Below are 20,222 nucleotides of genomic sequence, written 5' to 3' on the forward strand. Positions count from 1 at the left end.
GCCTGATGAGTGGTGAAGAGCATTGGTGTACGCCGCTCTGCCTTTGCTTTTCTGTAGGCGCGACGGTGCGGCGATCCGACCTGCTCGCGATGGCGGCCTGCCAGCCGATCGAAATCTTTCAAGTGTACTGAGTACCTGTGGGAGCGAGCTTGGTCCGGGCGGCGTTCCGACGATGGCGGCTTACGAGCCAACCATTCACTTGCAGTTGTCCCAGCCCATTGGATTGAGCTTGGTTGGGCACTGCTCCAGTGATGGTAGCCAGACCACCGCTGGGTTGCTTCCATCAATGCACTCGGTAAAAAAACCGCGGCCCCCACCCGAGGCCGCAGTTATCCATAGGGTTCAAGCCTGCCCCATCAACCAACGTGGCTAATGGGGCGCAGGCTTAGTTGGCGATCACCGGCACCGTCCGCACGGAGCCTTGGGACGAGGTGATCGTGGCGGTCGGGTTCGCCGACGGAACGACCGTGGTGGTGTTGTTCACCGTCAACCGCCAGCGACCGTTCACCGGTACGGTGGTGGTGCCCAGGGTGACCAGCCCGGTCGGCGTGGTGACCTTGATGGTGATGGTGTTGCCGGTGGTCACCGATGAGGTGCCGGCAAAGTTCCAGGTGAAGCGGTTATTGGAGCGGGCGCTCACCGTTGCGGTGGTCACTGCGAAGGTTTCCGCTGCAGGCCGTGGCGAGACCTGCACCGTGACCGTGGCCGGCGACGTCGACTGGGCGCCGAAACTGTCCCGGGCGATGTAGGTGAAGGTTGTGGTGAAGGCCGTGGTGAAGGTGGCCGGTGGGGTATAGGTGAGCACCGTGCCGTTACTGCTGACGGTGCCGCGATTTGCCGGTGGCTGAGTGAAGCTGGCGATCGAGAGTGGCACATTGCCTTCTGGGTCGGTGTCGTTGGCCAGCACGTTGATTGGAATCGCCACACCCAGTGTCGTGACGGCATCGGCGACTGCCACCGGAGGCCGGTTAGGCGCCACGGTAATGGTCACGGTTGCCGCTGTCGTCGAGGCCAGGCCTTTGACGTCCTGGGCCTTGTAGGTGAAGGTCGTGGTCAGTGGCGCGTTGACGACAGCGGGAGGGGTGTAGACCACCGCCGTAGTGCCGCTCAATGCCACGGAGCCCTGGTCGGTGGCCGGTTGGGTCAGCGCGGTAATGCTTAGCGGCGTATTGCCGTCCGGGTCCCTGTCGTTGGCCAGCAGGTTGAGGGTGATCGGCACGCCGAAGCTGGTGCCGCCGGTATCGGCGACGGAGATCGGTGCCTGGTTCGCACCGGTGTCCGGCGCCGTGCCCACGACGACAACGGGCTCGGTGTCACTGCCGCCGGCGGCGGATTTGACCGTAACGGTTGCAGGGGGTTGGGTCAGGTCAGCCACCGTCAGGCGTTGCAGGATTCCGGTTTTCGACAGCCGCCCGTAACCTTGGGCGACCATGTCCGGTACCACCACTTCGTCCGTGGAGGTGGCCTCGATCAGCAGGCTGTGGTTGCTCCAGCTGTAACGGGCGGTCTGGATTTTCACCACGTCCGAGAGCTTGCTCGACACCGCGGTCGGGCGGGTGGTCCCGGCGGGGTTGGTGGCGGTGACTACCACGACCGGCGGCACCGTTCCGTTGGCCAGCAGATGCTGGGCGAAGAACACGCCGTTGTTGTCGCTCACCATGTTGGTCTGGCAAGGCGACACAGGCGGGCCGGGGACCAGGGCAATGCTTTCGCGAAAGCACAGGGTCGAACCGTTGGCGGCTTTGGCAAACACTTCGACCCGGGTGTTGTTGCCGCCGGTGCCGGCTATGCGGCGGTAGGTGGCACGGGTCATGTCCACCGCGGTTTGCGCGCGGTTGTCGAGCACCTTGCCGGACAGGGTGAAGAGGTTGGTCTGGAGGGTCCCGGCCGGACCCTGGATGCGCACGAAGTTGGTGTTGTTGGGGCTGCCGGTCACGGCTTCGGTGAGGTTGGGGTCGCCGACGAAGGTTTCGACAGCGCCGGTGTCCGGGTTCACCTCGGTGTAGGGGCCGTTGACGCTGCGCAGGAACGGCCCGATCGCACCGTTGACCGCACCGCTGAAAACCCCCGGCGCACCGATGCCGACGTCCCTGGTGATGTTGATCGCCCGGCGGCCGGGGGTGGTGACGTTGACCGTTTCCACGCCATAGGGATGGGTAATGGTGTAGGTCCCGGCAATGGGAATGTTCACCCGCAGACGAATCCGCGCGAAGCTGATCTGGTCGCCATCGAGCGGGTTGCCGCCGGCAAATGCAGCCTCGATCCCGGCGACATAGGCGTCCATACCGTAGCCGGCGGTGTTGTTGGGGATGCTGGTCTCGGCAAGGAACCAGAAGGCTTCGTCTGGCCAGTTATCCGGGAACACCATCGGCAGGGTGTCGTCGAAAATGCCCGGCGTCGGCAGCAGGGTGCACATGTAGGCCGGTGGCACGCTGGCTCCCACCCGCGAACTGGCGGCGCGTGACTGGCACAGCTCCATCGACAGCAGATTCTTGTCCTGGTACCAGATCGGGAATTTCCCGGTGGCAAAGGTGTAAGGGCCGGGATCGACGGCGGCGAGTTGCGCGAAAGCACTGCCGGTGAGCGATAGAGTCAGTCCCAGGGCGTTGAGCGCCAGGCGTGGCCGTTTGTTCATGATGCCTCCTGATGAGGATCTGGGCATGTGGGCGTTCATTGCACGATGACCACTTCTTCGGTATCGCTGCCGCCATTGGAGGACGACACACGAACCTGGGCTGGCGGAATCGGCGAGATGCCGGTGGCCAGGCTTTTCACTGCGCCGTCACCACTCAGGGCGCCGATGGCGATGCCGGTGCCGGAGGTAGCGGTGAGCACCGGTGGCGACGTTTCATCACTGGTGGAGGCCACGATGGTGATTTGCCCGGTGCTCAGGCTGTACTCGGCGCGTGAGATCGTCACCAGGTCGGTCAGCGGCATGGGCAGGGTTGTCGGCGTACTGCTGGCGATGGCCAGGTGGTTGTCGGCGGTCACCTGCAAGGTGCTCGGCAGCGTCGGATTGTTCGGCGACTGCGCATACCAGTGGCCGGTGGTGTTCGCTTCGGTGAAGTTCAACACCGGATTGTTGCTGTCCAGGGTCACGGTGGCCGGTGGCGGCGGGGCCATCACGAACACGTCCTGTTGGGCCACCGGGGCGCTGGTGCCAGCTTGTCGCGAGTAGGTGCTGCGCTCGGCGATTACCGGGGTCGGCCGGACTACCTTCGACAACTTGCCCGATACGGCGAAGAGGTTGGTGCGCAAGTCCAGGCCATTGGGGCCTTCGATGCGCACGTAGTTGGTGTTGAACGGGCTGCCGGTGACGGCTTCGGTGAGGTTCGGATCGCCAACGAACTGTTCGGCCTGGCCAGTGCTCGGGTTGGTCTCGGCGTAGGGGCCATTGACGCTGCGCAGGAACGGCCCGACGTCGCCCTTGAGCGCGCCATTGTAGGTTTTTGGCGCACCGATACCGATGTCCCGGGTCATGTTGATCGCCCGCCGGCCGGGAGTGTCGACGTTGAACACTTCGACGCCGTAGGGGTGGGTGATGACGTAAGTGCCGGCGGTGGGCACGTCGATGCGAACACGAATACGGGCGAAGCTGATCTGGTCACCGTCCAGTGGATCCCCACCACTGAAGGCTGCTTCGAGCGCCGAGACATAAGTCAGGTCAATGCCTCGGGCGGCATCGACAATGGTCGTTTCGCCAGTGGCCCAGAACGCTTCGTCGGGGAAATTGGTCGGGAAGACCAACGGTTGGGTGTCATCGAAAATGCCGGGATTAGGGATCAGCGAGCACATGTAAGTCGGGGCGCCTGGTGCGCTGGAAACCCTGGAACTGACAGCCTTTGATAAACACAGGTCAAGGGTTCGGCCATGGCTGTCTTGATACCAGGAGGCGAAGTTGCCATTGGCTGGCAGGTAGGGTCCGGGATCTACGGCAAACAGCGCTGCCTGGGCAATGCCTTGGGCTAGAGCGGTGATAACCAGGGCAGTCGCGGTTTTGCACAGTAACGGGTGCATGAGTATTCCCTCTGTCGAAGTACCTGCCCCTGGGGGTGGGCCAGTTGGCATGGGTGTTTGGCAACTTCCATACCAATCGGCGAAAACGCCCGTAAGAAGCCCGCAGTAAAGGCCTTGGCGCAATCGTTGGCGGCAAATCCGGACGTTATGGCGCGGGCAACTTTCCCCGACTATGGGGGGGCGGTGCCGCGGGGCGGGTGGGGTATCGCAGTCCCCAGGTTCGGGCAATCGGCCATGGCTGGGCTATAAACCTATAGGGGGTGTCCGGGAACCGTGTCCATGAACACAATCGCCAAAGTACTTGCGACCGACAGCGAAGTTCGCTTGAACACGCGCAAGGAGCCGTTCAATCTGCTGCGCTGGTTTTCGCTGATCAGCATGGTGGTGATCGGCACGGTGGCGGTGGCGCTGGGGGCGGTGTCCACGCGGTTCGTGATTACCGAAAGCGTGCAGCGCGATGCGCTATTGACCTCACAATTCATTCAGGCGATTGCCTCGGCCGAGGTGCGCCATGTGTCGATTCCCAACGTCAGGACCATGGGCGAGTTGCTCGACCCACGCAAAGACAAGGACTTTCCCGACGTCGACCCGCTGTCCCGTGCCAGTGCCCGCGGTGAATTCCTCGACCATATCGCGAACTTGCCGGACGTGATCCTGGTCAACATCTACGCCCCCGACCGCATGGTGATCTGGTCGACCAATCCGGCCTTGATGGGCATCACGATCCGTGCCGATGAAGACCTCGACCGGGCATTCAACGCAAAGACTTCAGTGTCGACCAGTTTCCACGGCGTGGGCAAATCCCGCATGGAGCAGAAGTTCCTGGAACCACCCAAATACACCTTCATCGAAAACTACATTCCCCTGTTCGACGCCGATGGCAGCACCGTCACGGCGATGGTCGAGATCTACAAGGAACCGCAAGACCTGATCAACCGCATGGAGCGCGGCCTGGTGCTGATCTGGCTGGCGACTGCCTTGGGCGGCGGCCTGATTTACCTGGGGCTGTACTGGATCGTGCGGCGGGCGGCGATCCTGCTGGCGACGCAGCAGAAGCAATTGATCACCAACGAAACCTTTGTCGCTCTGGGCGAAGTGTCCTCGGCGGTCGCCCACAGTCTGCGCAATCCGTTGGCGAACATCCGTTCGAGCGCCGAGCTGGCGATAGAGTTCGACAGCGGTCCGGCGCACAGGAACATCAACGACATCATTGGTCAGGTCGATCGCATGTCGACATGGGTACGGGAGTTGCTCCAGTCCCTGCGACCGCTCAATGACGAGGCGGAACCGGTGAACCTGGTAGCGGCACTGCATGACAGCCTGATGGCTTACGAGCACCAGATCGGCAGGGCTAGCGTCAACGTGGTGTTCGAGCCGGACCAGACGCCCATGGTGCTGAGCCAGCACGTGCAACTGACCCAGATCCTCAACAGCCTGCTGTCCAATGCGGTGGAAGCCATGGACGGCGGCGGCACCCTGACCATCCGGATCGAACCGCGCGATGCCCAGCGCGTCAGCGTGAGGGTGAGCGATACCGGCAAAGGCATGAGCGAAGAACAGCGCGCCATGGCCTTCCGGCCGTTTTTCACCACCAAACAGGGCGGGCTGGGCGTCGGGCTGGTGCTGGTCAAGCGGATCATGGAGCGATTTGGCGGTGCGGTGACCCTCGACAGCAGTGAAGGCGAGGGCACCACTGTGCGCCTGTCGTTTTTTCTGGCCCCCTGAAAACGGGGATGACCTACCCCCAACATCGGGTATCAATCCCCGGTCATTTCCCCGGTCATCGCCCATTGATTTTGATAAATCATTGTTTTGTCGAGTGTTAGTACGTTTTTATAAAAAAAACACATGATTGGCGAGGTCCTTGCAAAACCACCATCACCCCCTTCACCACATCGAGGCGGCTGGTGATGGAAAAAAAAGAGATGCATTCACCACGCTCGCGAGCCTTGGGCATGCACCTGGTGCTGATGCTGGTGACCGGTTTGCTGGCCAGCCAGATGCTGGTCGCCAGCCAGCCGACGTCGACGCCCCCACCTGCTCCGGCATCCACTGCCGAATCCGCTGTCGTTGAAGCCGTCACCCCGTGGGGTGCCGACTATTTTCCCAACACCCCGTTGACCGACCAGGACGGACAGCCGCTGCATTTTTTCGATGACTTGATCAAAGACAAGGTGGTGGTGATCAACTTCATCTTCACCTCGTGCAGCGACTCCTGCCCCCTGGAAACCGCGCGCTTGCGCCAGGTGCAAAAACTGTTGGGGGATCGGGTCGGCAAGGACATCTTCTTCTACTCCATCAGCATCGATCCCTTGAGTGATACCCCCGAGGTGCTCAAGGCCTATGCGCAACGCTTCCAGGTCGGGCCCGGGTGGAAATTCCTCACCGGGGAGTTCGCCGACGTCACCGACCTGCGCAAAAAACTGGGGCTGTTCATCGAAGGCGTCGATAACGGGCGCAACAAGGACCACAACCTGAGCCTGATCGTCGGCAACCAGGCTACGGGCCGCTGGATGAAAGCCTCTCCCTTCGAAAATCCGTGGATTCTGGCCGACCAACTGGCCAATACCCTGCATAACTGGAAACAGCCCAGTGTGGAAGAAAGTTATGCCGATGCACCGGAAATTCGCCCACCGAGCAATGGCGAAGAGCTGTTTCGCACCCGCTGCGCGTCTTGCCACAGCCTCGGTCCGCTGGACGGGCAGGGCATCGGTCTGCGCAGCATCGGCCCGGACCTGATCGGCGTGACCTATCAGCGCGATCCGGCCTGGCTCATCCGCTGGATCCGCGAACCTGACCGCATGCTCGCGGAAAAGGACCCGATCGCGATGGAACTGTTCGAGCGCTACAACAGGATCTCGATGCCCAATTTGCGGCTGGATCCGCATTCCGCCCAGTCCCTCATCGATTTCCTGAAAGAAGAAACCGACCGTCAACATCCGCCAGCGGCGCCATTGGTCAGTGGTAACGAGGAGCCCGAACACCATCATTCGGGCGCGCAACCCGAGACACCCCGGGTGCAATAGTGTCAAAAAAATTACGCGGGCCGGTCAAGGCTATCAATGCCACCTACACTGATCCTGAAAGCGGCTGAACAGGCTCGATTTCAAGCATCCAGGACACAGCCATGCAGATACTCGAACAACAAAAAGTAGCTGCGCCGCAGGCTCCGGCAGCACAACGCAAAGGGTGGAGACCGCAGTTCAATTTGCTGCGCTGGTTCTCCCTGGCAAGCTTTCTGATCATCGCTGCGGTGGCGCTGGGGCTGGGTTACATCTCCACGCGCTTTGTTGTCGATGAAAGTATCGAGCGTGATTCGATGCTGACCGCGCAGTTCATCCAGTCCATTGGCGAGGCCGAAATCCGGCATGCCGGCATTGTCCCGAGCCGGACCATGGGTGAAATGCTCGACCCGCGCATGGACGATGCCTACCCCGACGTCAATCCCGCATCCCGGGCCGCCGCGCGGGTTGAGTTTCTCGACCATGTGATGCACCTGCCGGACATCCTGCTGGCGACGGTGTACGCCCTGGACCGCACCGTGGTCTGGTCGACCAACCCCGAGTTGATTGGCGTGCGCATCAAAGACGATTTTGAGCTGGACGAATCCTTCGAAATGAAATCGCCGGTGTCCACCAGTTACCACGAAATCGATGAGGAGCGCCCCGAGCAGCGCTTGCTGCGCGAACCGGAGTATTTGTTCGTCGAGAACTACATTCCGATGTTCAACGCCGACAGAAGCAAAGTGATTGCCATGGTGGAAATCTATAAGGAGCCGCTGGATCTGGTGGAACGCATCCAGCGTGGCTTCAAGGCGATCTGGCTGGCCACGCTGATCGGCGGGGCGGCCATTTACCTGGGGCTGTTCTGGATCGTGCGACGCGCGGCGACGCTGTTGCAGAGCCAGCAGAAACAACTGATCGCCAACGAGACCTTTGTCGCCCTTGGCGAGATGTCCTCGGCGGTCGCCCACAGCTTGCGCAACCCGCTGGCCAATATCCGTTCCAGCGCCGAACTGGCCCAGGACATCGCCAGCCAGACTGCACAGAAAAACATCGGCGACATCATCAGTCAGGTCGACCGCATGTCGCGCTGGGTCCGTGAATTGCTGGTGTCGTTGCGGCCGATGAATGACGACTGTGAAACGGTCGATCTGATGCTGGCCCTCGAAGACACCCTGAGTGCCTTTGAGTCCCTGATCAAGCGGTCGGACGTCGAGGTGCGTTTCTCCCCTGTCAGTGTGCCACCGGTCGTCAGTCAACAGGTGCTGCTCACGCAAATACTCAATAGCCTGTTTGCTAATGCACTGGAAGCAATGCCCAAGGGTGGCGTGCTGACGATCGAGATCGATTCCTCGGTGTCCGGCGACGTGAGAATGACATTGACCGACACCGGCAAGGGCATGTCCAAACAACAGCAGCAAATGGTCTTCAAGCCGTTTTTCACCACCAAGCAAGGTGGTTTGGGCGTGGGCCTGGCCCTGGTCAAAAGAATAATGGAGCGGTTTGACGGCTCGGTCGAACTGACCAGCCGGGAGCAGGAAGGAACCCGTGTTTGTCTCAATTTCAAAGTGGCAACGGGAGGGGAATATGGAGCACAGCATTCTGCTGGTCGAGGATGACGAAATCCTCGCCGAGAATATTCAGACTTACCTGGAGCGCAAGGACTTCGAGGTGACCGTCTGCCACTCGGCTGAAGATGCGTTGGAGCAATTGGGTTCTTTCGCGCCTGACGTGGTACTGACCGACAACTCGTTGCCGGGCATGAGTGGTCACGACCTGATCCAGAAGCTGCGCATCAGCGCGCCGGATCTGAAAGTGATCATGATGACCGGCTACGGCAACGTCGAAGACGCCGTGGTGGCGATGAAAGAGGGTGCCTTTCACTACGTCACCAAACCCGTGGCCCTGCCAGAGCTCAAGTTGCTGCTGGACAAGGCCCTGGCCACCGACCGCATGGAGCGCACGCTGTCGTTTTACCAGGAGCGCGAGGCCCAGAAGTCGGGGGTGCAGGCACTGATTGGCGAGTCGGCACCGATGGTGTACCTCAAGAGCACCATCACCCAGTTGCTCGACGCCGAGCGGCGCATGGCCAACAGCGACCTGCCGCCGGTGCTGGTGGAAGGCGAGACGGGCACCGGCAAGGAACTGGTGGCCCGGGCCTTGCACTTCGACGGCCCGCGCGCCAAAGGCCCGTTCATTGAATTCAACTGTGCTTCGATCCCGTCCAATCTGGTGGAATCGGAACTGTTCGGCCACGAGAAGGGCGCCTTCACCGACGCCAAGGATCGTCGCATGGGGCTGGTGGAAGCGGCCGATGGCGGCACGCTGTTCCTCGATGAAATCGGTGAAATGGACCTGCTGCTGCAAGCCAAGTTGCTGAAACTGCTGGAAGACCGGACCATTCGCCGGGTCGGTTCGGTGAAGGAGCGCAAGGTCGATCTGCGGGTGATCAGCGCCACCAACTGCAACCTCGAACAGATGGTCCAGCAAGGCAAATTCCGTCGTGACCTGTTTTTCCGCCTGCGCATCATTTCCATCAAGGTGCCGCGCCTGTATGCCCGTGGCGCCGATATCCTGCTGCTGGCCCGGCACTTCCTGGCGCTACATGGCAAGCGCTACGGCAAACCGAACCTGCATTTCAGCGACCAGGCCGAAGATTTGCTGCTCAGCTATAGCTGGCCGGGCAACGTGCGCGAATTGCGCAACATGCTGGAGCAGACCGTGTTGCTGGCGCAAAGCGACACTATCGCCGTCCATCAGTTGAACGTCTGCCTGAGCCTGATGGATGAGCCACCGATGTTTCATCACGAGCCGCCACATTTCAGCGAACAGCGTCCGTCCTTCAACGGCAGCGATTCCATGAACCTGCCGGAAGTGGAGCGCGACATGGTGCGCAAGATGCTCGACAAGACCGACTGGAACGTCACCAAATCGGCACGCCTGCTGGGTCTGAGCCGTGACATGTTGCGCTACCGGATCGAAAAGCTCGGCCTCGCCCGTCCGGACAAGCGCCAGTGGTAGGGGGCGTTCTCAATTGGTTTCCCTACCGCGCCGGGTCTGCTGTTGTGCAGGGCAAGGCGCGAGAAGCGTAGTTTGGTCATTCCAAATCAGCTTCGAGCAACACAGCCCTGCACAACAGCAGGCCCGGCCCTTCGGGTTGTGCCTTAAAGCTGGCCATGCTGCGTTGCAGGCCTTGGAAAGGGAACAACCATTCCCAGCGGCCTACGCCTTGCCTGGCCAGCTTTAAGGCGACAACGCGGTGGGGAAACCAATTGAGAATGCCCCCTAGCTCACTGCAACACTGGGCCTTCCCTCAGACAGGACATCATGCAACTGGGGTTCTCGACTTCCTGGTTGACGTACACGCCACGCTCCGGATCGTAGGAGCGGATAAACACCCGAACCGTGGCGTCGGCCACCGTCGGCAGGCGCGAGTCCGAGAACACGTGCTCGCTGGAAACCGGGATGAAATCCCCGGGTGCGGTCGGGATGTACGAGCCCGGCGGGATGATGCTCATGGACGGTGGTGCAGGGTGCGCGAAGGGTTGGTCGGCGCCGTAATAGTTGAATTCACTGCTGTAGTTGGTGGTGTTTGGCATGTCATCGGCGTGGGCGACAGCGGTTGCGCCCAGGCAGACGGCGAGCAAAAGCGTCAGGTCGGTCTTTTTCATGGCAACACCTGCTAGATCGGTTTAACCACATTCACCCCAAGGTTATTAACTATAGCTGCCGTCGTGGACAGCCGTCGGTGCTGCGCGGATTACAAGTTCGCAACATCTGCCAGGATGGGGTTGATCTAGACTCCGGCCGGTCAAATCGACGACCTAAACCCTGGAGCGTGCAATGGAACTGCCGACAAAAGAACAAGCCATCGCCAGCAACCGCGAGGCCTGGAATGACTCCGCCCGTCACCACAAGGACTCCAGCGAATGGCAAGCCTTGTTGAAGGACGTGGCCCACGCGGATTTCTCCTGCCTGGACGACACCCTGACCGCTTTGCTGACCCAGACAGGTGTCGACGGCAAGGACGTGGTGCAACTGGGCTGCAACAACGGTCGTGAAAGCCTGTCGCTGTTCGCCTTGGGGGCACGCAGCGTGGTGGGCGTCGACCAGTCTGAAGCCTTTCTCGGGCAGGCACGGGAACTGGCGTCCCGCTCGCCCCACGCGCCGCAATTCATCGAAGCGGACATCCACCACTTGCCTGCTCAATTGCAGGAGCGCTTTGACCTGGCGTTGATCACCATTGGCGTCTTGAACTGGATGCCGGACATCGGCGAATTTTTCCGCCACGTGGCGCGCACGCTGAAGCCGGGTGGGGCGCTGGTGGTATACGAAACCCACCCGTTCCTGGAAATGTTCGACCCCGAGGCAGCCGATCCTTATCGCCCGGACAGCTCATACTTCCGCCGCGAACCGTTCGTGCAGCACGAACCGATCGTCTACGAAGGCAGGATCGAACAGCCGGCCGCGCCGTCCTACTGGTTCGTCCACACTCTGGGCGACCTTTTCAGCGCGGCCATTGCGGCAGGGCTGCAGATCCGTCACTTCAGGGAATACCCGCACTCCAACCGCGAAGAACTCTATGACCGCTATCAACAGCAGGTGGCGCAGTTGCCGTTGTGTTTTACGTGGGTGGTGGTGAAGAGCTGATGTCCTGGGCTCAATAGTGTGCGGGTCCTGCGGGCCCCATCGCGAGCAAGCTCGCTCCCACAGGTGTTCGGTGTCGTACATCAGTCTTGCATACGACAACCATCCAATGTGGGAGCGAGCTTGCTCGCGATGGCAGCGACGCGGTTTCAGGTGGACTCGGTTAGAACTGCGTAGGCCTCGGTTATGTACTCGATAGCTCGAACAAACTCTTCGACATCGCCGTATTCCACTACCTGAAAGAAATATTCAGTGATGGCCTCGTTGCTATCGAGTAGTGACGCCATGTCGAAGTCTTTTAACTTTTCCTTCATTGGCTCTGACTCCTGAATCCCGTTCGAAAGTAATCGCAGATTCAGGTCTGTGGCGAGTCAGACTGCTCCTTACTTCTGTACGCTTTTTCCTGGAAGTAAGTGAGACGTTTAACGTCATCGCGAGCAGGCTCGCTCCCGCAGGAATTCGGTGTCGTACTCGATCTTGCATACGACAACAATCCAATGTGGGAGCGAGCTTGCTCGCGAATGGAGCGATGTGGTCCAGCGGATAAACCCCAGGATCAAGCCTCGGCCTGCGCCTGCGTCACCACCGGCCGCCCGGGTTTGCGCAGCGGTTCCAGGCGTGAGCCGGTGTAGCGGGTTTCGCGGAAGAGGCGCCAGCGGCCGAACAGACCGTAGACGTGGGTGACGCGGCCCTGTTCGTGGTAGCCCATGCGGATGTGCAGTTTCAGCGCCGGGATGTTGTGGGTCTCGCAGACGTCCACCACCTTATTGCAGCCTTGCAGCGCCATGGCTTCCCACAGGGCCACCTGGACATCCACGGACAGGCGGGTGCCGAAGTAGGCACGGATCATTTCGCCGCCGAATTCGAAGAATTCGCCTTCCTTCACCGCGAACCTGCACCCGTAGTAGTGGCGGTCGTGATAGTCCCGGGTGCTGCCCCAGATGAACCCGATCGCATGGCCTTCGTCATCCAGGTACATGTGCCCGGTGTGACCTTCGGCGGCGAGTTCGGCCATGGTCTCGACACGGTCGCCAAAGTGCTTGGCAAACGCTGAAGTGTTATCCGGGGTGATGACCACCTGGCGCACGGGAGCATAGGGTCGCAGCTTGTGTGGCGGCACCGGGCTGACCAGGTCGCGCTCCATCCACAGCAACTCCCAATGGAAGAACACGTAGCGTTTCCACAGCGTACTGAACGTGTGACCCAGGCCCTTGCGCTTGATGTGTTCGTGAAGCTTGTCGAGTACGCTCATGAAGCCCTCCTTAAGCCGAGGATTAATGGTGGGTGGTGAAGGTATCGATGGGTATAGATCACCAATGGCAACTGCATGGCCATGCATCCGCCGGCATTGTGTTTCTAGTTATGTATCAGTCTTGACACAATTTTCAGGCGTCAAAAAGCCGCTATTCCCGAACGAATCCGGGGGCGCTGAACAGTCGATTGAATGCATGCAAAACCTGTGGGAGCGAGCTTGCTCGCGATAGCGTCAGTACAGGCAACATTGATGTCGCCTGACACACCGCCTTCGCAAGCAGGCTCGCTCCCACAAGGGGGGATGGTGTTACTCCAGAACCGCCTGAGTCCGGTGAGACATGGCGTCGCAAGCGGCGGTATAGGCCACCCGCGGCACACCTGGCAAGCGCTGTTCGAGCAACGCACTCAAGGACTCTCCCGGTTCCAGGTAGGCATCGCCGAAGTCGGCGCCGAGCTGGTTCGGGTGGGCGACGATTTCCAGCAGTCCGTCGGGTGGCGGCTCGGCGTTGCGTAGATCCACCGGGGTGCACACGTAGTCGGCGGTGGCACCGGCCAGGTTGCTCAGGCGACGGTTGAGCAGGTCCTTGAACACGCGCTTGGGCAGGCTGAGGTTTTGCCCCAGGTTGCGCGCCAGACGCACCGGCACCCCCTGGCGGGCGGCAAAGCGCGCGACGATCTCACCGATCGGCCAGATGTTGTGCACGTGTTGATGGGAGTCCAGGTGGCTGGGGCGCATGCCGTTGTCCAGGCAGCGCTGCCACTGGGCTTCGAGTTCTTCGAGTACAGCCAGGCGATCCCGGCGCCCGAGCCAGAGGCGGGTGCGGGACAGGTTGAGGTCGAACACGCCGGCGCCGTCGCAAAAGGTCGGGCGTCGCGTAATGCCCTGGCTCAACGGGCGGCCATAGGTCAGGTTGAAGTGCAGGCCGATGCGGCCTTCGAGCAACGGATGCCGAGCCAGGACGCAGGCCGCTTCGAACGCCGGCATGTTGGCCATGGCGGTGGCGGAACTGATGAGTCCGGCCTGGAACGCGCCCAGGATCACCGCGTTTTCGCAGGCACTGAGGCCAAAGTCGTCAGCGTTGACTATCACTTGCCGAGGCATGTTCATCCTCCTTGAGTTTTTCCGTAGGCGCAGGTGCTTTGATCGCAGGGGTCGCGACGGGCGCCGGGGTGGCGATTGCGGCCGCCGCGCGCCGGGCGCGCCATTGCTGCAATCGGGGTTTGAAGTGTTGCCAGACCCGCAAGGCCAGCCCCAGCACCAGCCCGCTTGGCCGCCAGGAGTAGAAACTCCAGCGCCAGTGTTCCAGTTGCCCGGTCATGCGTTCATGCAGTTGATGGCTGGAGTTTTCCAGGCTGACCCGTGACGCATCGATCCACTGCCAGTGGTCCTCCAGGCCCCAGCGAATCCACTCTTCGAGCAGCACCCGGCCGCTGCCCAGGTCGGCATATTGCGGCAGGAACGCCAGGTTGTAGTCGTACAGACGGCCCTGTTCCAGCAAGCCGAGGCGATAGCTGATGCAGCGTCCCTCCAGTTCCAGCACCACAACGCGCACCAGGCCCCGGGCCGCCAGGGCGGTGAAGGCGCGGTCCATCCACTGGCGATGGCGCGCATCGGCAAAGATCCCGACCCCTTCATCGCCTTTCCAGCTCACCGCTTCGACTTCGCTGATTTCCTGCAACAGCGGCCCCATGGTCAGGGCGTCGGGGGTAATCCGCCGCACCTGGGCACCACAGGCGGCGATGCGTTTGCGTGCGCGGCGCAGTTTGTAGCGTGGGTCGCCGGAGACTTCCTGATGGTCGGCCTCGCTGATCAGGTGCACCGGCACCCGACAGCTGAGGCGTTGTTCGGCGGTCGAGCTGTGTGCCTGCCACGGCGCCAGGGTTTGTGCCTGGGCCGTGGAACCGGCCAGTTCGTTGAGTTGCAGCATGGCATGGGGCAGGCGTTGCCGGATCTGCCTCAGCGCCTCGCGCAGATTGTCGCCGTCCAGCCTCGTCAGCAGCGCGAGGCGGTCGGCAAGGGGGTAGCCCAGATGATGCAGGACCCGAAACGGTAAACGCGCAAAGCGCTCCACGGACGCCACCAGCGGCAGGCACAGCGCCAGTTCGTCACTCTGCCAGCCGAGCAGTACGTGCAACTGCTCGCCGGGCTTGAGCGCCAGTTCCGATGCGTATAGCCAGGCCAGGGTGTTGAACGGCGTGTGGTCCGTTACACGCTGGCGCAACGCTTCGTAAGCCGTTGCCGGAAAGTCGTGGGTGCACAGCGACGTGCGCCATTCGAATCGTGCGCTCATGGGATCACGTCGCCTCGGCAGTGGCAGGTTCACGCACCGGTTTGCGCAAGGTGTCCAGGCGCGAGCCGGTGTAGCGTGTATCGCGGAAGAAGCGCCAGCGGCCAAACAGTGCGTAGACGTTCGTGATGCGTCCCTGCTCGCTATAGCCGGTGCGTATATGCAGCTTGAGCGCCGGGATGTTGTGCCACTCGCATACGTCCACCACCTTGTTGCAGCCTTGGGCGTGCATGGCTTTCCACAGCTCGGTTTGCAGGTCCATCGACAGTTTGGTGCCCCAGTAGGCCCTGGCCAGCTCGCCACCGAACTCGAAGAATTCCCCCGGCTTCACCGGGAACCAGCAACCGTAGTAGTGCTTGTCGAGATAGTTGCGCGCGGCGCCCCAGATGAACGCTACCGCGTCTCCCTTGTCATCCAGGTGCATTTGCCCGGTGTAGCCCTCCCGGGCCAGTTCGGCCATGGTCTCGACCCGGTCGCCGAAGTGGCGGGTGAAGGCCACGGCGTTTTCCGGGGTGATGCTGACGACCCGCAGCGGCGGGTAGGGCTTGAGTTTGTGCGGTGGCACCGGGCTGACCAGGTCACGCTCCATCCACAGCAGTTCCTGGTGGGAAAACACGTAGTGCTTCCAGGCTTTTTTCAAGGTGGCGCTCAGGCCTTTTTGTTTGATGTGTTCGCTGAGTTTTTGCATTGCACTCATGTTGTTGGCTCCTGACGGGATTGCCCGCGAGTGGAGTGATTCCCGCGTGCGGCGAAATGCCGACGCGGCCAGGCACAAGAGGGGGCGGTCATGGGGCGATCCAGCTGAGGGCGAACAGGGTTTGCCCAGGCAGCTCGAAGCTCACGTGACCGTCCCGGCAGTTGAAGGGGGCGTCGCGGCTGCGGTTGTCGGCGCCGAAATAACGCAGGGAGCCCTTGGCCAGCGGGCAGCCCGCGCCGTTGAGGTCGACACGTTGCAAGCGTGTGCCCTTGTTCACCCCCAGCAGCGTGCGCTTGAGGTCGTCGGCCATGGCCAGCACATCGACTTCGAAGGCGTCGTTGTCCAGGCGCACCACCTTGTGCAGCCAGTGTTGCTGGATGAACTGCTGGGCCAGGCCGACGGGCTTGAGTTCGAAATGATCATCGCCAAGCACCCGCAGCATGCCTTTGGGGTACTCGGGCTCGTCGGCGGCCTGGAACCAGCCGAGCATGTCGAGCAGGCCGTCCTGGGACGAATTGATCACCACCGAGGCCCACCACAACGAGGCGTAGTGGGTTTCCTGATCGTAAGGGCTGAGGCTGGCGCCGCTGGACATGTTGGTCTGGTCAAGCAGCAAGGCCTTGCGCGGCCGACCCTGGGCGTCGAGCCCCACCAGATCGGCGGCACGGCGCACGCTATCGCGATAGACCCGGGTCGCGAGCAGGTCGCGGATCATCCATTCGTGCCAGGCCAGGGCGTCAATCTGGTCGCCGGAGTCTTTGAGCAAGCGCCGCGTCCAATCGATGCCGCGTCGCTCGGTGGCGTGCTCAGCCAGCGGGCCGTTGATAAACCGCGAGCTGGCCGGAATGGCAATGCGCACGCCGGCCCTGGCGTTGTCGGGGTTGCTGCGCACCTGCCGGGCCATGCTGTTGAACACGGTCTGGAAACTGGCGTAGTCCGGGTAATTGAGGTTCGGCTCGTCAGCGAAACCGATGTAGTGCGTGCCCTTGCCACCCAGGGCGCGGGTCGCGGCCAGCCAGGCATCGAGGCCGCCATTGCTGGTGCTGTCGGCGCGCAGTTCGGCCTGGCGCTGGCTGCCGGCCAGCAGAGTGATGTCCTGGGTGATACCGAAGCGGTCCTGGTACAGGCGGCGGAAAGCGTCCTCGTAGTGCGGCTGCGTGGCCATGATGTCGACGAAGCTGTAGTAGGTCGCTGCCTGGGGTTTGAGCGCATCGAGCACGGCAAAACTCGAAGGCGGTGGCATCACGTAGGGCAAGGCGATGCCCAGGTTCGGGGTGTTGCCGAGCAGCTCCTTGTGCAAGGTCAAGCGGGTCTGGCCGTCGTCTTCGCGCAGGGGTTTGAGCTGTTGCGGATTCTGCGCGAACAGATTGGCCGTGCCGTCGAGCCAGAACGCCGCTTTGCCACTGCCTTGCAGGCGCAGGCGCCAGACCTGATCGCTGCTGGCGACAGGCAGCTCGGCCTTGTCGAATTGCCAGTAGGCACGGTAGGGCTTGAGGGGCAGCGTCAGTTGCTTGCCGTCACCCACGCGCTGGGCCTGCAGGGCGCTGACGCCGTCGTGGAACTTGCCGGCGAGCACCGCGTGTTCCCCGGCCGCGACCTTGAAATACAGCTCGTCGCCGTCACGGGTTTCCGCGCTGAAATGCACCTTGGCCGGAGCGAACAACGCCACGGTGTGCTCGTCGTGTTCTACGCGGTAGCGGCGGAAGCTGTAGCCCGGAATCTCCAGGCGATAACTGCTGGTGCTCGGTGCCAACGGCCAATGCTGGGTGCCTTGGGTCTCGGCGGCGGCGATCGCCCGTTCACCCTGGAGTCTGCCCTGGCCATCGAGCAGATACAGGTGTTCTTCGTTGGCGCCGGCCTGCCACGCCGGCACCCATTGCACCGTCACGGTATCGGGACGATCGGTTTGCAGGTACAGGCTGCCGTCGCGGATATCGGCCCAGCGCATCGGCCCGGCGCAGGCGTCGACGCTCAGGCCAAGGCTCACCAGCAGCGCGAAATACTTCATGCCGACTTCCGTTGCAGGACCAACAGCATCGGGGCGATGTCGCTGGGCAGGATGATCAGGGTCTGCCAGAACGGCACCTTGCTCAGGCGGCAATACATCACCAGCAGGGCGACCGTCACCGCCAGGTAGGCGATGGACGAGGCTGCCGCCGCGCCGACGATGCCGTAGGCCGGGATCAGCACCAGGTTCAGCGCCAGGTTGAGCAAGGCACCGAGGCCCATCAACAACGAAATCGAACCGGGTCGATCCTTGCCCAGCAAGTCCAGGCGCAGGATGCTCGCATAGCACAGCCCGAGCAGGCCCGGCAGCAGCGCGAGCAGCGCCGGATAGGCCGGTTGGTAGGCCACGCCAAACAGGGTGACGATCAGCCAGTCACCGATCAGCGCCATGCTCAGGCAGGCGCCGAGCATCACCGTGGCCGTCAGGCGCAAGGCCAGTGGCGTGACTTTGTCGATGCCTTCTTCCTGTTGCAGCAGGCGTTTCATCAGCGGCGTGGTCACCGCTTCCGGGACGATCAGCAGCAACTCGGCGGCGGCGCTGGCCATGGCGTAATGCCCCAGCGCGGTGCTGCCGAGCAGGGCGCCGATGAACAGGTAGTCCGAGCGCAGGATCACTTGCTGGAACAGCAGGTCCGGATGGCTGCGGGCGCTGAAGCGCAACAGTTCGTTCTGGCTGGCACGGTCCCATTGCAGGGTCAGCGGCTGATTGCGCTTGAGCCACACCCAACCGACCAGCACCACCAGGCTGATGCCCGCCAGCCAACTGATCAGCGCCGCTTCCAGGGCTGCGCTTTTCCACATCCAGAACAGGGCGAGGAACAGCAGCAGCGGTGCCAGCGACTCGATCAGGCGCAAGGCGTTGAAGGCAACCACGCCACCGGAAGCGTTGTGCAGGGTCAGCAAACCACTCTTGAGCACGGTCAGCGGCACTGCCAGCAGCAACAGCCAGGCGAGCAGGCCCAATTGCGTGGTGATGTCCAGTTCACTGCCGAATTCGCGGGTCAGCGCCACCACCAGCAAGGTCAGCAACGCCGCCAGTAGGCAGCCGAACACCAGCACCTGGCTGAGCAGCAGGCCCATCGGCCGTTGTTTGGCCGCCTGATAGCCCACCGCCGAATTCAGGCCACCGCTGGTGGCGGCGCTGATCAGGTCGGGCAGGGTGCTGAGCAAGGCAAACAGGCCCCGTTCGCTGGGGCCGAGAATCCGCGCCAACAACACGTTGCGCAGCAAGCGCAGGGCGATCATCGCCAGTTTGGTGCCCATGCTCAGGGCCAGGTGCTTGAGGTAGTGGCTGCGGCTCATGGACGTGCCCCACGGTAGATGCGCCAGGACAACAACTCGGGATTGCGCGCGGTACGCTGGCTGACACCGAAGCGCGGCAGGGCAAGTGGATCTTCGGCCCCTCGATAAATCCCGGTGCCGGTGCCCAGGGCAAACGGGAAGTCATGCCGGGCCACCTGTTGGCGCACACGAGCATCGTTGTCGCCATTGGGGTAGCAGTAAACCGGCAACGGCCGGTTGCAGCCGTGGAGCAGCGCGTCGCGACTGCGGCTCAGTTCTTCATCCAGGCATTGATCGTCGAGACCGGTGAGGATGGCGTGGCTGGCGCCGTGGGGGCCGAAACGCACCAGGCCGGACGCTTCCAGATTGCGCACTTGCTGCCAGTCCAGCGCCTGGGGCAACGACTCTTGCGGGCAGGCATCGGTCAGGCGGTTGAGGTCCTGGGGCGACAGGCTTTTCAGGCTCTGCAAAAAGTTCAGCAAGGCCAGGCTGCGGCGCTGTTCATCAGGGTTTTCGCACAGTGCCGGCAACGGACGCCCAAGTTGCTGCAAGCGTTCGATCAGGTGTTGCCGTGCCTGTTCGCCATGGCTGTTCCACAGGGTTTCGCCGATGCTTTCCCACCAGAAGCGCTGGTGGCTGCCAATGAAATCGGTGGACAGAAAGATGCTCGCCGGCACCTGGTGCTTTTGCAGCAACGGGAAGGCATTCACCGCGTTGTCGCGCCAGCCGTCGTCGAAGGTCAGCGCCACTTTCGGCCGCTGCGGGCGCAGCGCACCCGGTTGCAGAATGTCCATCAGCGGCACGCAGTCGAAGTGTTTTTTCAACCACGCCAGCAGATGTTCGAAGGCCTTGGGCCCGACGCACAGTTCATTGCGATGGGGCAGTTCGGCGGCCTGGTCGCTGGCCAGCACCCGGTGCAGCATCAGGATCACCCCGGCGCCGTGCAGTTGATTGCGCCCCACCGGGGAGTTGAGGTACAGCCAGCCACTGGTACGCTTTAACAGTTGCTTGATCGCCATGGCACGCGCC

At 62.1% G+C, this 20,222-nt stretch carries 16 protein-coding genes; 5 read left to right on the top strand and 11 right to left on the bottom strand.

Annotated elements, in window-relative coordinates; genetic code table 11:
- Positions 1–385: 385 nt before the first annotated feature.
- Together VC35_RS26685 and VC35_RS26690 are read right to left on the bottom strand one after the other, a co-directional pair.
- Positions 386–2,635: an Ig-like domain-containing protein gene (locus tag VC35_RS26685; protein ID WP_046043643.1), complete on the bottom strand. Its 2,250-nt coding sequence runs from the start codon at positions 2,633–2,635 to the stop codon at positions 386–388.
- A 35-nt stretch (positions 2,636–2,670) separates the two neighbouring features.
- Entirely contained in the window at positions 2,671–4,017 is a 1,347-nt protein-coding gene (locus tag VC35_RS26690) for a hypothetical protein (protein WP_046043645.1), read from the bottom strand.
- A 279-nt stretch (positions 4,018–4,296) separates the two neighbouring features.
- On the opposite strand from VC35_RS26690, the gene VC35_RS26695 reads away from it, so the two are divergent.
- From VC35_RS26695 to VC35_RS26710, 4 genes are all read left to right on the top strand, one after another.
- Positions 4,297–5,742 carry a sensor histidine kinase gene (locus tag VC35_RS26695; RefSeq protein ID WP_046043647.1) on the top strand — a complete coding sequence of 482 codons (1,446 nt, stop codon included), beginning with the start codon at positions 4,297–4,299 and terminating at the stop codon, positions 5,740–5,742.
- 185 nt (positions 5,743–5,927) lie between these two features.
- Positions 5,928–7,043, top strand: a complete 1,116-nt coding sequence (locus VC35_RS26700) for an SCO family protein (RefSeq protein WP_046043648.1) — start codon at positions 5,928–5,930, stop codon at positions 7,041–7,043.
- Between the two features lie 101 nt (positions 7,044–7,144).
- A complete protein-coding gene (locus tag VC35_RS26705; protein ID WP_046043650.1) occupies positions 7,145–8,638 on the top strand; it encodes a sensor histidine kinase in 1,494 nt (497 codons plus the stop codon).
- Positions 8,607–10,040 (top strand): sigma-54-dependent transcriptional regulator, encoded by a 1,434-nt coding sequence (locus VC35_RS26710; protein ID WP_046043651.1) that lies wholly within the window; start codon positions 8,607–8,609, stop codon positions 10,038–10,040. The genes VC35_RS26705 and VC35_RS26710 overlap by 32 nt, the downstream gene beginning before the upstream one ends.
- Before the next feature lie 269 nt (positions 10,041–10,309).
- On the opposite strand, the gene VC35_RS26715 is transcribed toward VC35_RS26710, so the two are convergent.
- Positions 10,310–10,690 (bottom strand): hypothetical protein, encoded by a 381-nt coding sequence (locus VC35_RS26715; RefSeq protein WP_046043652.1) that lies wholly within the window; start codon positions 10,688–10,690, stop codon positions 10,310–10,312.
- A gap of 172 nt (positions 10,691–10,862) precedes the next feature.
- Here VC35_RS26715 and VC35_RS26720 point away from each other — a divergent pair, with 172 nt between their 5' ends.
- On the top strand, positions 10,863–11,669 hold the full coding sequence (locus VC35_RS26720; protein ID WP_046043654.1) for a class I SAM-dependent methyltransferase: 807 nt from the start codon (positions 10,863–10,865) through the stop codon (positions 11,667–11,669).
- Between the two features lie 146 nt (positions 11,670–11,815).
- Here VC35_RS26720 and VC35_RS29705 read toward each other — a convergent pair whose 3' ends face one another.
- From VC35_RS29705 to VC35_RS26755, 8 genes are all read right to left on the bottom strand, one after another.
- A complete protein-coding gene (locus tag VC35_RS29705) occupies positions 11,816–11,980 on the bottom strand; it encodes a helix-turn-helix domain-containing protein (protein WP_185754869.1) in 165 nt (54 codons plus the stop codon).
- A gap of 242 nt (positions 11,981–12,222) precedes the next feature.
- Positions 12,223–12,918 (bottom strand): GNAT family protein, encoded by a 696-nt coding sequence (locus VC35_RS26725; protein ID WP_046043655.1) that lies wholly within the window; start codon positions 12,916–12,918, stop codon positions 12,223–12,225.
- A gap of 309 nt (positions 12,919–13,227) precedes the next feature.
- A complete protein-coding gene (locus VC35_RS26730; RefSeq protein ID WP_046043656.1) occupies positions 13,228–14,022 on the bottom strand; it encodes a ChbG/HpnK family deacetylase in 795 nt (264 codons plus the stop codon).
- The gene (locus VC35_RS26735; protein ID WP_046043657.1) at positions 13,994–15,211 is read right to left on the bottom strand and encodes a GNAT family N-acetyltransferase; all 1,218 of its coding nucleotides are present in this window, start codon (positions 15,209–15,211) and stop codon (positions 13,994–13,996) included. Before VC35_RS26735 ends, VC35_RS26730 begins: the two co-directional genes overlap by 29 nt.
- Before the next feature lie 4 nt (positions 15,212–15,215).
- A complete protein-coding gene (locus VC35_RS26740; protein WP_046043659.1) occupies positions 15,216–15,905 on the bottom strand; it encodes a GNAT family N-acetyltransferase in 690 nt (229 codons plus the stop codon).
- Between the two features lie 88 nt (positions 15,906–15,993).
- Positions 15,994–17,913, bottom strand: a complete 1,920-nt coding sequence (locus tag VC35_RS26745) for a hypothetical protein (protein WP_046043661.1) — start codon at positions 17,911–17,913, stop codon at positions 15,994–15,996.
- Positions 17,910–19,214, bottom strand: coding sequence for a lipopolysaccharide biosynthesis protein (locus VC35_RS26750; protein WP_046043662.1), 1,305 nt, complete (start codon positions 19,212–19,214; stop codon positions 17,910–17,912). The genes VC35_RS26745 and VC35_RS26750 overlap by 4 nt, the downstream gene beginning before the upstream one ends.
- Positions 19,211–20,212 carry a polysaccharide deacetylase family protein gene (locus VC35_RS26755; protein WP_046043663.1) on the bottom strand — a complete coding sequence of 334 codons (1,002 nt, stop codon included), beginning with the start codon at positions 20,210–20,212 and terminating at the stop codon, positions 19,211–19,213. The genes VC35_RS26750 and VC35_RS26755 overlap by 4 nt, the downstream gene beginning before the upstream one ends.
- Positions 20,213–20,222 lie beyond the last annotated feature (10 nt).

This window comes from Pseudomonas fluorescens (assembly GCF_000967965.1).
Taxonomy (GTDB): Bacteria; Pseudomonadota; Gammaproteobacteria; order Pseudomonadales; family Pseudomonadaceae; genus Aquipseudomonas; species Aquipseudomonas grandcourensis.

What these genes read in the sequence shown, in the direction of transcription:
- VC35_RS26685 (WP_046043643.1), bottom strand. Translation starts at nt 2,635, where the DNA reads ATGAACAAACGGCCACGCCTGGCGCTCAACGCCCTGGGACTGACTCTA.
- VC35_RS26690 (WP_046043645.1), bottom strand. Translation starts at nt 4,017, where the DNA reads ATGCACCCGTTACTGTGCAAAACCGCGACTGCCCTGGTTATCACCGCT.
- VC35_RS26695 (WP_046043647.1), top strand. Translation starts at nt 4,297, where the DNA reads ATGAACACAATCGCCAAAGTACTTGCGACCGACAGCGAAGTTCGCTTG.
- VC35_RS26700 (WP_046043648.1), top strand. Translation starts at nt 5,928, where the DNA reads ATGGAAAAAAAAGAGATGCATTCACCACGCTCGCGAGCCTTGGGCATG.
- VC35_RS26705 (WP_046043650.1), top strand. Translation starts at nt 7,145, where the DNA reads ATGCAGATACTCGAACAACAAAAAGTAGCTGCGCCGCAGGCTCCGGCA.
- VC35_RS26710 (WP_046043651.1), top strand. Translation starts at nt 8,607, where the DNA reads ATGGAGCACAGCATTCTGCTGGTCGAGGATGACGAAATCCTCGCCGAG.
- VC35_RS26715 (WP_046043652.1), bottom strand. Translation starts at nt 10,690, where the DNA reads ATGAAAAAGACCGACCTGACGCTTTTGCTCGCCGTCTGCCTGGGCGCA.
- VC35_RS26720 (WP_046043654.1), top strand. Translation starts at nt 10,863, where the DNA reads ATGGAACTGCCGACAAAAGAACAAGCCATCGCCAGCAACCGCGAGGCC.
- VC35_RS29705 (WP_185754869.1), bottom strand. Translation starts at nt 11,980, where the DNA reads ATGAAGGAAAAGTTAAAAGACTTCGACATGGCGTCACTACTCGATAGC.
- VC35_RS26725 (WP_046043655.1), bottom strand. Translation starts at nt 12,918, where the DNA reads ATGAGCGTACTCGACAAGCTTCACGAACACATCAAGCGCAAGGGCCTG.
- VC35_RS26730 (WP_046043656.1), bottom strand. Translation starts at nt 14,022, where the DNA reads ATGCCTCGGCAAGTGATAGTCAACGCTGACGACTTTGGCCTCAGTGCC.
- VC35_RS26735 (WP_046043657.1), bottom strand. Translation starts at nt 15,211, where the DNA reads ATGAGCGCACGATTCGAATGGCGCACGTCGCTGTGCACCCACGACTTT.
- VC35_RS26740 (WP_046043659.1), bottom strand. Translation starts at nt 15,905, where the DNA reads ATGAGTGCAATGCAAAAACTCAGCGAACACATCAAACAAAAAGGCCTG.
- VC35_RS26745 (WP_046043661.1), bottom strand. Translation starts at nt 17,913, where the DNA reads ATGAAGTATTTCGCGCTGCTGGTGAGCCTTGGCCTGAGCGTCGACGCC.
- VC35_RS26750 (WP_046043662.1), bottom strand. Translation starts at nt 19,214, where the DNA reads ATGAGCCGCAGCCACTACCTCAAGCACCTGGCCCTGAGCATGGGCACC.
- VC35_RS26755 (WP_046043663.1), bottom strand. Translation starts at nt 20,212, where the DNA reads ATGGCGATCAAGCAACTGTTAAAGCGTACCAGTGGCTGGCTGTACCTC.